Raw genomic sequence first — 9,969 nt, forward strand, 5'->3', positions numbered from 1 at the left:
TTCCAGGGGCGGGCGAACCAGCAACCGCCGCATAGGGATTGGCGGACATGGCTGATCCTTGGCGGGCGCGGGTCCGGCAAGACCCGCGCCGGGGCCGAGTGGGTCAACAGCATCGTGCAGGGCTTTCCGCCGTTCGGGCCGCGATCATCCCTCAGCATCGCGCTGGTGGGCGAAACGCTTGCCGATGTGCGCGAGGTCATGGTCGACGGCCCGTCCGGGATCATGGCGGTATCGCGGGCCGAGCGGCCGCGTTTCGAGGTGACGCGCCGGCGGCTCGTCTGGGCCAATGGCGCGACGGCGGCAATGTTCTCCTCGGAGGATCCCGACAGCCTGCGTGGGCCGCAATTCGATGCCGCCTGGGGCGACGAACTGGCAAAGTGGAAACATGCGCAGGAAACCTGGGACATGCTGCAATTCGGTTTGCGCCTCGGGGAAAATCCCAAGCAGGTGGTGACAACCACCCCGAAACCCATCGCGCTGCTCAAGACATTGATGAATGATGATGCTGTTCTGGTGAACCGCATGCGAACGGCGGAGAACGAAGCCAATCTTGCTCAAAGCTTTCTGACACATGTGAACAGGCTTTATGGCGGAACCCGTCTGGGGCGGCAGGAGCTTGACGGCGAGCTGATCGAGGAGCGGCGCGATGCCCTGTGGTCCCGGTCGATGCTGGATGAGATTTACAACGATGATGTGCCCGAGATGCAAAGGATTGTCGTCGCCATTGATCCCCCGGCCAGCGCCACGCGAAAATCCGATGCCTGCGGCATTGTTGCTGCCGGACTTGATGCGGCGGGGACGGGCTGGGTGCTCGCGGATGAGAGTTTTGCACCGGCCAAGCCCATCCAATGGGCACGGCGCGCGGTTGCGCTGTTTCACCGGCTGGAGGCTGACCTGATCATTGCGGAAGTCAATCAGGGCGGCGATATGGTGGCTGCGGTGATTGCCGCGCAGGATGATAGGGTGCCGGTGCGCGGTGTGCGGGCCAATCGGGGCAAGGCGCTGCGCGCCGAGCCCATTGCCGCCCTGTACGAACAGGGCAGGGTCCGGCATGCTGGCCGGTTTGCCGCACTGGAGGACGAGATGTGCGATTTCACCCATGCGGGCTTGTCGAACGGCCGCTCGCCGGATCGCGTCGACGCGCTGGTCTGGGCTTTGAGCGAGCTGATGCTGAAAAGAGAGGTCATCCCGCGTATTCGGGTGATTGGCTAAACCCCGGGTTGCTTGGAAAGGCGGAAAAGTTATTGTATGGTCTTGGAGTAGGGAACGAGCTTTCGCCCGTCCCCCATTTCCTAGTGAATGAAATGGACCCGGACGCAGAGTGACCAGCATGTCCGGGTCTTTTTCATTTCCAGGGTGATGCTAAGTGGCAGATACCACATCGTTCACCTCCAAGTTCGAGAGCAAGGCCAATGCTGTGGTCGGGAGGCCTATCTTCCCGATACACCGGCTGGCTCGGTGCGTTCTGCTTCGCTCTCAAAACCTGTTCCGCTTCAACACATTGCCGGATTTTGCAGAAGCTTCAACGAATGCAGGGTTGAATCGCCGGTGCGATATACCGCGTGCGGTTGTTATGAGAGTGAAAAACCATTCCCATGATGAGCGCCCAGCCACTCTGGGTTGCTTGGAAAGGTCGCGGAATTATTGTATTGTCTTGGAGTGGGACGCGAGCTTTCGCCCGCGCCCCGTTTCCTAGAAGATGAATTGGATCCGGATCGTCAGTTGCAAGCTGGTCCGGGTCCTTTTCATTTCCAAGGTGATGCTAAGTGGCAGATACCACATCATTCACCTCCAAGTTTGAGAGCAAGGCCCTTGCCGAGGCCGGGAGGCCCATCTTCCCGATACACCGGCTTGCTCGGTGCGTTCTGCTTCGCTCTCAAAACCTGTTCCGCTTCATCACATTGCCGGATTTTGCAGAAGCTTCAACGAATGCAGGGTTGAAACGGCAGCGCGATATGCGGCGTGCGGTTGTCCCGGCGATCTGATCCGTTTCACCCAACAAAGAGAACATGTCCCATGGTACGTCATTGGCCGTGGCGCCGTCGCGCCGCGAACGAAAATCCGCATCTTCAGACCAAGGCAGCGCAAGGGTTTGTCGCCCTGCAGTTCGACCGTGAAGCGCGCTGGTCGCAGGGCGGATACACCGGACTGTCCCGGCAGGGATTCATGCGCAATCCCGTTGTCTACCGCTGTGTGCGTCTGCTGGCGGAAGCCGCTGCCGCCACGCCCTGGCTGCTCTATGAAGGACGGACGGAACACACGCAGCATCCACTGCTTGATCTCTTGTCAAATCCGCATCGCGGTGCCGACGGGGCCAGCCTGTTCGAAACGCTTTACGGTCATCTCCTTTTGTCCGGTAACGCCTATGTGGAAAGGGTCAGCAGCGGCAACGGTGCCAGCGAACTGCACCTTCTGCGCCCCGACCGGATACGCGTGGTCACGGGTGACAATGGATGGCCGCTGGCGCTCTGCTATGGCGTTGGCGCGAGCAAGCGCACCATCCCGCTCGATGACGGGCAGGCGCTGCATCTGAAACTGTTTCATCCGCTGGATGACCACTACGGATTTGCACCGCTCGAAGCGGCTTTGATGGCCCTCGACATTCACAATGCGTCCGGCGTCTGGAACAAGGCGCTGCTCGATAATTCGGCACGGCCATCCGGCGCGCTCGTCTACGCGCCTGCCGATACGGCACGGCTGACCGAAGCGCAGTTCGAGCGGCTGAAGACCGAACTGGAAGAGGGGTACACCGGCGCGGCCAAGGCAGGACGGCCGCTGCTGCTGGAAGGCGGGCTTGACTGGAAATCCATGGGCCTGTCACCGCGCGACATGGATTTCATCGCCGGCAAGAATGCCGCCAGTCGCGATATTGCACTGGCGTTTGGTGTTCCGCCCATGCTGCTCGGTATCCCCGGCGACAACACCTATGCCAATTATGCCGAAGCCAATCGCGCATTCTATCGCCTGACGGTTATCCCGCTGATCACCCGCACCGCCAAGGCCATCGGCAACTGGCTGGGTCCGGTTTATGGCGCCGGGTTGCGGCTGGAGCCGGATTTCGATCGCATCGACGGATTGTCGATGGAACGGGATGCGCTGTGGCAACGCGTGTCGGCAGCGCCATTCCTCAGTGATGACGAGAAGAGAGAGGCCGTGGGATATGCCCGCAGGCCGCACGAATTTTCCGGAGAATGATCATGACAAACTGGTCCGATGCCGCCTGGATTCTGGCGGCAAAGGCAGCCGGTGCCGTTGCAGGCTCCGCTGTCTCGCTTGCCTATATGCTGCCGAGGGACAAGAGCGAGGCAGCCATCCGCTTTATCGTCGGCATCGTCTGCGGCCTGGTTTTTGGCGGGCTGGCCGGTGTGAAGATTGCATCCGAACTCGACATCCGCGGCCAGCTCGGCGATGGCGAACTGATGCTGATGGGCGCTGCGGCAGCCAGTCTTGCGGCCTGGACCGCCCTCGGCATTTTTTCCCGTCTGACGGCGCGCATCGGTGAATCAAAACCTCCGCAGGATCATCCAAGTCCTTCCGGTAAAAGGGATATCGCCAATGCGGAGAAATAACAGAATTGAGAAAAAGTTCGCTGGAGTGGCCATCGAACGGGTTGAGCTCGACGGCAGTTTTTCCGGCTATGCCAGCCTGTTCGGCGAGGTCGACCTCGGCAAGGATGTCATCGCTCCGGGCGCCTTTGCCGCGTCTATTCGCAAGCGGAGTGCCGCAGGCATTCGCATGCTCTGGCAGCACGATCCCAATGAGCCCATCGGCGTCTGGACCCGGATCGTCGAGGACAGGCGCGGGCTCTATGTCGAGGGCCGTTTGACGACCGGTGTTACCCGTGGACGCGACGTGCTGGAACTGATGCGCTCCGGGGCAATCGATGGGCTGTCCATTGGTTTTCGCACCGTCAAGGCCAAGACAGATGGCCTCGGCAACCGGCGTATTCTCGAGGCGGACCTCTGGGAAATTTCCGTGGTGACATTTCCGATGCTGCCTTCGGCCCGGGTTGGGCAGGTCAAGGCGCAGCCGGCAGACGTTCATGCGGCGCTGGCGGCAAGCCTGCGGGCTGCCGCCCGGCGGCTCCGCGCTTGAAACATTCTCTCCATTTCACACACAAAGGATTTGAAATGACCGAACAATTTTCCGCACCAGCGCCCGAAGCCAAGAGCGCGGGCACACAGAATGTAGCCGAAGCATTCAATGATTTCATGCAGGCTTTCGATGAGTTCCGCCAGAACAATGACGACCGGATCATGCAAATTGAAAAACGTGCCAGCGCCGATGTTCTGACCGATGAAAAGGTCGATCGCATCAATCACGCGCTGGATGAACAGAAGCGCATGATCGACCATATGCTGCTGAAGAAGGCGCGGCCCGCCCTGGAAACGGGGATGAGCCCGTTGCTGTCGCTGGAGCACAAGACCGCCTTCGACAGTTATATCCGGCGCGGCGACGAGCACGGCGTGCGCACCATCGAAGCCAAGGCTCTGTCCATCGGCTCCGCGCCCGATGGCGGCTATCTCGTGCCGCCGGAACTTGAGCGCGATATCGGCATGCGGCTGGCCGCGCTCTCGCCCATTCGTGCCCTCGCGACGGTGCGGCAGGTATCCGGCTCCGTATTGAAAAAGCCGTTTGCGGTGAAGGGACCGGCCGTGGGCTGGGTCGGGGAAACCGATGCCCGCCCGCAGACGGAAGCCTCCAAACTGGCGGAACTGCAATTTCCCACCATGGAGCTTTACGCCATGCCGGCGGCATCCTCGTCGCTGCTGGATGACGCCGCGGTCGATGTGGAACAGTGGATATCCTCCGAGGTCGAGACCGCTTTCGCCGAACAGGAGGGCCAGGCCTTCATCAACGGCAACGGCACCAGCCAGCCCAGGGGGTTCCTGACCTATGACAGCATTGCCGATGCGATCTGGAGCTGGGGCAAGCTGGGCAGTGTTTCAACCGGCATTGCCGGTGGGTTTGCAGCCTCGAACGCCTCGGACATCCTGTTTGATACGGTTTACACGCTGAAGGCCGGATACCGGCAGAATGCCAGCTGGGTGATGAACCGCAAGACGCAGGCAGCCGTGCGCAAGCTCAAGGACAATGACGGCAACTATCTCTGGATGCCGCCCGCAGCGCCAGGCCAGCAGGCCTCGCTGCTGGGCTTCCGGCTGACCGAAGCAGAAGCGATGCCACCGATGACAACCGGCGGCGCTGCCATTGCCTTCGGCGATTTCGCCCGGGGTTATCTGGTGGTGGATCGCACCGGGGTGCGGGTCCTGCGCGATCCCTATTCCGCCAAACCCTACGTGCTGTTCTACACGACCAAGCGTGTGGGCGGCGGCGTGCAGGACTTCGATGCGATCAAGCTGCTGAAGTTCGCGGCGTAGTCAAACAAGAATTGGCTGCACGACACTCATACAGCCGAACTCCTCTCAACCAATGCAGGAATGTCCATGACCATCACGGTAGTAAGGCCGCCGGCTGTGGAGCCGGTAGCTCTGGCGGATCTGCGCCAGTTCCTGCGGCTGAGCGGAACCGGTGAAGATGCACTCCTTTCCGGGCTGCTGAAGGCGGCACGCGAAACACTGGAGACCCTGACCGGACTGGTGCTGATCAAACAGCAGCTGCGGTTTTACATCGACCGCTGGCCGAATGACGGCCTGATAAGAATCGATCGCTATCCCGTGCAATCCGTTGCTTCCGTCACGGCCTACGAGCCTGACGGGGTGCCGGTCGTTCTTCCTGCAGCGGCGATGCATCTGGAGGCCGCAACCCGTCCTGCACGGCTGCACCTGCAATCCCCGGCCCACGGGCTGGGCGGATTGGAGATCGATGTCATTGCCGGGTTCGGCGAAACCGGGGTGGATGTGCCGGATGCGCTCAAACACGCACTGATGACCCTGGTTGCCCACTGGTATGAGTTTCGCGGGACCCATGGCCCGACCGACCATCCCGTCTCCCTGACGCCGGCATTCGAACGTGTTGTCAATCTCTGGCGAAGGGTGTCGCTCTGATGCCGACCCTGTTCATTGATCCCGGCAAACTGGCGCATGAGCTGCAGCTGGAACAGGCGATCCTCATTGACGACGCGGTGAACGGCAGCGTCGAACAATGGCAGGAAATAGCCACGCTCTGGGCGCATATCGAGCCGGCAGGTGCCGGCACGGCGTTTTACGGCGGGCAGAGCCTGGCCGAAATCACGCATCGCATCACGCTGCGGGGACGGGGCGATCTGAAAAGCGGCATGCGCCTGCGCAAGGGAGCCCGCATTTTCCGGCTGGTGACCATTCATGATCCCGATGAAACCGGGCGATATCTCGTCTGCCGGGCACGGGAGGAGGGGCTATGAAACTGAGCCTGCAAACAACGGTAGCGGACCTCATCCGAACACTGCGCTGGCGCGCGATTGAGCTGCGCGAAGAGGTGACGGACGCATCAAGGCCGGCCGGGCATGAACAGGAAGCGCCGGACAAACGAAAGCCTGTGCGATGACCGGCGCCGGGCTTCAACTGCAAAAGGCACTGTTGCAGGTACTCAAGGCGGATGCGGGTCTCAATGAATGGGTGAACCGGCGAGTTTTCGATCATGTGCCGCAGCAGGCCGAGTTTCCCTACATCACCTTCGGGACGGCCAGCACCTATGACTGGAGCACGTCTACCGAACGCGGCGGCGAGCATTTGCTGACGCTGCATGTCTGGACACATCGGGCCAACCGGAAAACGGTTTTCGACATCATGGATCGGATCGAGCAGATCCTGCTGTCAGGGCCGCTGCCCCTGGAAGGGCACACACTTGTCAGCATCCGCCTCGAATACACGCAGACGGCACTGGCCGACAGCCGCGGCAGCTTCGCCGGTGTCATGCGGTACCGCGCGGTGACGGAAGAGTTTCAGCCGTAGACTTCGAACGAGCCAGGGCACCGGCCGGGTGCCCTTTTGCATGGAGGACTTCAAACAATGGGCGCCCAGAGAGGCAAGGATATCCTGCTCAAACTGCAGGATGCGGGCGGCAAGTTCGTCACCTGCGCGGGGCTGCGGTCCAACCGGATCGCCTTCAACACCGAAACCATCGATGTGACCGACGCCGATGCGGCGGGGCGGTGGCGCGAACTCCTGGGCGGCAGCGGCGTGCAGCGCGCATCGATCAGCGGTTCGGGTCTGTTCAAGGATGCGCAATCGGACGCGCTGATCCGGCGGGCATTTTTTGCAGGCGATATCCTGACATGGCAGATCATCCTGCCGGATTTCGGTTCGCTGCAGGGACCTTTCCAGATCACGGCGCTCGAATATGGCGGCAAGCACGATGCCGAGGTGACCTTCGACATCGCTCTGGAATCCGCCGGCCTCATCCGTTTCACCGAGGCGGCCTGATGGCAAACCGGCATCGCGGTGAAATCAGCGCCGTCCTGGACGGGCGCGAATGGACGCTGTGCCTGACGCTGGGCGCATTGGCCGAATTGGAGGACGCCTTCATGGCGGCCGACATGGGTATGCTGTTGCAGCGCTTTTCCGGCGGTACACTTTCCGCCCGTGACGCCGCAAAGATCATTGCTGCCGGGCTGAAGGGCGGCGGCAACAGCATAACGCCGGAGGAAGCGGCGCAGATGCGGGCGGAGGGTGGGGCAACGGGCTTTGCCCGCATCGTCAGTGAACTGCTGGCGGCGACCTTCGGTGAATCAAAAACGGAGCAATCCAGCGCAAACCCTTGAATGCCGCAGCAGATTCCGGTCTCGTCTTTCCATGGGCGGTCCTCATGGGCGCAGGCTTTGGCCTGCTGCGGCTTTCCACACATGACTTCTGGGCAATGACGCCACGGGAAATCTGCGCGGCTTTCGCCGAGCCGCCGGGACACGCAGCCTTCTCCCGGCTGCGGTTCGAACAATTGATGCAGGCGTTTCCCGATGCATCGGCTTTGGGCAAGGAACAGCCATGAACGAGAAAATGACGGTGGCGATCGACGCCGATACATCGGGTTTCGAGAAGGCATTGTCCGACCTGAAGGCGCAGTCCGAGCAATTCGGCCGTGTCCTGACCGGGTCGTTGAAAAGCGCCGTGATGAGCGGCAACGACCTCGGTGACGTGCTGCGGCAGTTGGGGCGGGACATGGCTGGCATGGCGCTGACCACCGGTATGAAATCGCTCGAAGATTGGAGCGCGTCGATGTTTTCAAGCCTGCTGGGCACGGCAAAACCGCATGCGAAGGGCGGCGTGGTTTCCAGCCCGACTTACTTTGGTGCGGGCGGATCGCTCGGGCTGATGGGCGAGGCGGGTGCGGAGGCCATCATGCCTCTGGCCCGCGGAGCGGATGGCAGGCTGGGTATCGCTGCTCATGGAGGCGGTTCGCCGGTGCAGGTGGTCCTGCACGTGAATACGCCCGATGCAGCCTCCTTCCGCAAATCGGAAGCCCAACTGACCGGCATGCTGGCGCGCGCCGTGCGCCGCGGCACGCGCACCCTATAGGAAACAACGCGATGCAGCCTTTTCATGACTTCCGGTTTCCGCTCGGCGTATCCTTTGGCGCAACGGGCGGCCCGGAATGGAAGAATGAAATTGTGGCACTGACCTCGGGACACGAACAGCGCAATGCGCGCTGGGCGTCCTCGCGCCATCATTACGATGCGGGCACGGGCCTACGGTCGCTGGCCGATCTGGAAGAGGTCCTGGGCTTCTTCGAGGCGCGGTGCGGTTCGCTGCTTGCGTTCCGGTTCCGCGATCCGTTCGACCATCAGTCCTGCGCGGCGGACAAGCCGATTGCTGCGACGGATCAGGTGTTGGGGCAAGGTGACGGAAAGCAGGCGGTGTTCCAGCTGCAGAAACGCTATGGCGATTATCAGCGCACTATCTCCAAGCCGGTACCGGGCTCCGTGCGCGTTGCGGTGGGCGGCATTGAAAAGCAGGAGCCGGCCGATTTTACGGTCGATGTGCTGACAGGCCAAATCGTGTTCAAGCCCGACCGCATACCACCCGCAGGAATGTCTGTGACCGCCGGCTTTGCCTTTGACGTTCCCGTCCGCTTCGATACGGACCGGCTGACCATCAGCGTCAAATCGTTCAAGGCCGGCGAGATCCCGACCATTCCGATCATTGAGGTGAAGGCATGAACACCCTTTCTCCCGAGCTTGAATCACATCTTGCAGGTGATGTGACAACCCATTGCTTTTGCTGGATCATACGTCGAAAGGATGGCGTCACCCTCGGTTTCACCGACCATGACCGGCTATTGAGCATCGAGGGCGTGGGCTGTGAACCGCAGACGGGTCTGACGGCCAGCGAGGCAACAAGTGCGTTGGGGCTCGCTGTTGATGGCGCGGAAGTCGAGGGTGCCCTGTCATCCCTCGGCATTACCGATAGCGGCGTGGAATCCGGTGCATTCGACGACGCCCTTGTCGAGACGTTTATCGTCAACTGGGCGGCACCGCAGCAGCGAGCCCTTTTGCGGCGGGCAAGGATAGGCACCGTTACCCGCAGCGGCAACCGTTTCGTGGCGGAGCTGAAAAGCAGCGCCGTCGATCTCGACAAGGTGAAAGGACGGCGGATCACGCGGCTTTGCGATGCGGAGCTCGGCGATGCACGCTGCGGCTATCGCAGCGATGACGAGAAGGGCAGCGTTTCCGGCGTGATATCCGACCGCGCCTTTCTGGCGAGTGGCCTGCACGCCGCCGCTGCGAACTGGTTCCGCAATGGCGTGCTCACCTGGACTTCCGGCGGCAAAGCCGGCCGAACCAGTGTGGTGACCGGGCAGGAGATGGCGGGGAATGACATCCGGCTGGACCTGCGCGATGCGCCGGTTCCGGACATGCGGGCAGGCGATACATTTTCACTGCTGCCGGGTTGTGACAAGAGCTTTGGCACCTGCAAGACAAAGTTCAGCAATACGGCCAATTTTCGCGGGTTTCCGCATCTGCCGGGCAATGACGCCGCCTATAATTATGCCGACGGATCGGGCAATTTCGACGGCGGCGTGCTGGTGCCATGA

General features: G+C 61.5%; 15 protein-coding genes. All 15 read left to right on the forward strand.

Features of this window, described 5'->3' with window-relative positions:
* Positions 1 to 1,212 (forward strand): DNA-packaging protein (locus RDL77_RS24215; protein WP_288195030.1); only part of this gene is annotated, 1,212 nt, incomplete at its 5' end.
* An 804-nt stretch (positions 1,213 to 2,016) separates the two neighbouring features.
* Positions 2,017 to 3,195, forward strand: coding sequence for a phage portal protein (locus tag RDL77_RS24220; RefSeq protein ID WP_288195031.1), 1,179 nt, complete (start codon positions 2,017 to 2,019; stop codon positions 3,193 to 3,195).
* Positions 3,196 to 3,197: 2 nt separating this feature from the next.
* A complete protein-coding gene (locus tag RDL77_RS24225; RefSeq protein ID WP_288195033.1) occupies positions 3,198 to 3,569 on the forward strand; it encodes a DUF6107 family protein in 372 nt (123 codons plus the stop codon).
* Positions 3,556 to 4,095: an HK97 family phage prohead protease gene (locus tag RDL77_RS24230; RefSeq protein WP_288195034.1), complete on the forward strand. Its 540-nt coding sequence runs from the start codon at positions 3,556 to 3,558 to the stop codon at positions 4,093 to 4,095. The genes RDL77_RS24225 and RDL77_RS24230 overlap by 14 nt, the downstream gene beginning before the upstream one ends.
* 35 nt (positions 4,096 to 4,130) lie before the next feature.
* Entirely contained in the window at positions 4,131 to 5,381 is a 1,251-nt protein-coding gene (locus RDL77_RS24235) for a phage major capsid protein (protein WP_288195035.1), read from the forward strand.
* A 66-nt stretch (positions 5,382 to 5,447) separates the two neighbouring features.
* Positions 5,448 to 6,008 carry a phage head-tail connector protein gene (locus RDL77_RS24240; protein ID WP_288195037.1) on the forward strand — a complete coding sequence of 187 codons (561 nt, stop codon included), beginning with the start codon at positions 5,448 to 5,450 and terminating at the stop codon, positions 6,006 to 6,008.
* Positions 6,008 to 6,343, forward strand: coding sequence for a phage head closure protein (locus RDL77_RS24245; RefSeq protein ID WP_288195038.1), 336 nt, complete (start codon positions 6,008 to 6,010; stop codon positions 6,341 to 6,343). Before RDL77_RS24240 ends, RDL77_RS24245 begins: the two co-directional genes overlap by 1 nt.
* Positions 6,340 to 6,486, forward strand: coding sequence for a hypothetical protein (locus RDL77_RS24250; protein ID WP_288195039.1), 147 nt, complete (start codon positions 6,340 to 6,342; stop codon positions 6,484 to 6,486). The genes RDL77_RS24245 and RDL77_RS24250 overlap by 4 nt, the downstream gene beginning before the upstream one ends.
* A complete protein-coding gene (locus RDL77_RS24255; protein WP_288195040.1) occupies positions 6,483 to 6,893 on the forward strand; it encodes a DUF3168 domain-containing protein in 411 nt (136 codons plus the stop codon). The genes RDL77_RS24250 and RDL77_RS24255 overlap by 4 nt, the downstream gene beginning before the upstream one ends.
* Positions 6,894 to 6,950: 57 nt before the next feature.
* A complete protein-coding gene (locus tag RDL77_RS24260) occupies positions 6,951 to 7,364 on the forward strand; it encodes a phage major tail protein, TP901-1 family (protein WP_288195042.1) in 414 nt (137 codons plus the stop codon).
* A complete protein-coding gene (locus tag RDL77_RS24265; protein WP_288195043.1) occupies positions 7,364 to 7,702 on the forward strand; it encodes a gene transfer agent family protein in 339 nt (112 codons plus the stop codon). The genes RDL77_RS24260 and RDL77_RS24265 overlap by 1 nt, the downstream gene beginning before the upstream one ends.
* A complete protein-coding gene (locus RDL77_RS24270) occupies positions 7,699 to 7,926 on the forward strand; it encodes a rcc01693 family protein (protein ID WP_288195045.1) in 228 nt (75 codons plus the stop codon). Before RDL77_RS24265 ends, RDL77_RS24270 begins: the two co-directional genes overlap by 4 nt.
* Positions 7,923 to 8,453 (forward strand): phage tail tape measure protein, encoded by a 531-nt coding sequence (locus RDL77_RS24275; protein WP_288195046.1) that lies wholly within the window; start codon positions 7,923 to 7,925, stop codon positions 8,451 to 8,453. The genes RDL77_RS24270 and RDL77_RS24275 overlap by 4 nt, the downstream gene beginning before the upstream one ends.
* 11 nt (positions 8,454 to 8,464) lie before the next feature.
* The gene (locus tag RDL77_RS24280) at positions 8,465 to 9,094 is read left to right on the forward strand and encodes a DUF2460 domain-containing protein (RefSeq protein WP_288195047.1); all 630 of its coding nucleotides are present in this window, start codon (positions 8,465 to 8,467) and stop codon (positions 9,092 to 9,094) included.
* Positions 9,091 to 9,969, forward strand: a complete 879-nt coding sequence (locus tag RDL77_RS24285) for a DUF2163 domain-containing protein (protein ID WP_288195048.1) — start codon at positions 9,091 to 9,093, stop codon at positions 9,967 to 9,969. The genes RDL77_RS24280 and RDL77_RS24285 overlap by 4 nt, the downstream gene beginning before the upstream one ends.

It is taken from the genome of uncultured Phyllobacterium sp., from assembly GCF_902479695.1.
Classification (GTDB): Bacteria; Pseudomonadota; Alphaproteobacteria; order Rhizobiales; family Rhizobiaceae; genus Phyllobacterium; species Phyllobacterium calauticae.

What these genes read in the sequence shown, in the direction of transcription:
- RDL77_RS24275 (WP_288195046.1), top strand. Translation starts at nt 7,923, where the DNA reads ATGAACGAGAAAATGACGGTGGCGATCGACGCCGATACATCGGGTTTC.
- RDL77_RS24265 (WP_288195043.1), top strand. Translation starts at nt 7,364, where the DNA reads ATGGCAAACCGGCATCGCGGTGAAATCAGCGCCGTCCTGGACGGGCGC.
- RDL77_RS24250 (WP_288195039.1), top strand. Translation starts at nt 6,340, where the DNA reads ATGAAACTGAGCCTGCAAACAACGGTAGCGGACCTCATCCGAACACTG.
- RDL77_RS24285 (WP_288195048.1), top strand. Translation starts at nt 9,091, where the DNA reads ATGAACACCCTTTCTCCCGAGCTTGAATCACATCTTGCAGGTGATGTG.
- RDL77_RS24260 (WP_288195042.1), top strand. Translation starts at nt 6,951, where the DNA reads ATGGGCGCCCAGAGAGGCAAGGATATCCTGCTCAAACTGCAGGATGCG.
- RDL77_RS24280 (WP_288195047.1), top strand. Translation starts at nt 8,465, where the DNA reads ATGCAGCCTTTTCATGACTTCCGGTTTCCGCTCGGCGTATCCTTTGGC.
- RDL77_RS24245 (WP_288195038.1), top strand. Translation starts at nt 6,008, where the DNA reads ATGCCGACCCTGTTCATTGATCCCGGCAAACTGGCGCATGAGCTGCAG.
- RDL77_RS24255 (WP_288195040.1), top strand. Translation starts at nt 6,483, where the DNA reads ATGACCGGCGCCGGGCTTCAACTGCAAAAGGCACTGTTGCAGGTACTC.
- RDL77_RS24235 (WP_288195035.1), top strand. Translation starts at nt 4,131, where the DNA reads ATGACCGAACAATTTTCCGCACCAGCGCCCGAAGCCAAGAGCGCGGGC.
- RDL77_RS24225 (WP_288195033.1), top strand. Translation starts at nt 3,198, where the DNA reads ATGACAAACTGGTCCGATGCCGCCTGGATTCTGGCGGCAAAGGCAGCC.
- RDL77_RS24240 (WP_288195037.1), top strand. Translation starts at nt 5,448, where the DNA reads ATGACCATCACGGTAGTAAGGCCGCCGGCTGTGGAGCCGGTAGCTCTG.
- RDL77_RS24230 (WP_288195034.1), top strand. Translation starts at nt 3,556, where the DNA reads ATGCGGAGAAATAACAGAATTGAGAAAAAGTTCGCTGGAGTGGCCATC.
- RDL77_RS24220 (WP_288195031.1), top strand. Translation starts at nt 2,017, where the DNA reads ATGGTACGTCATTGGCCGTGGCGCCGTCGCGCCGCGAACGAAAATCCG.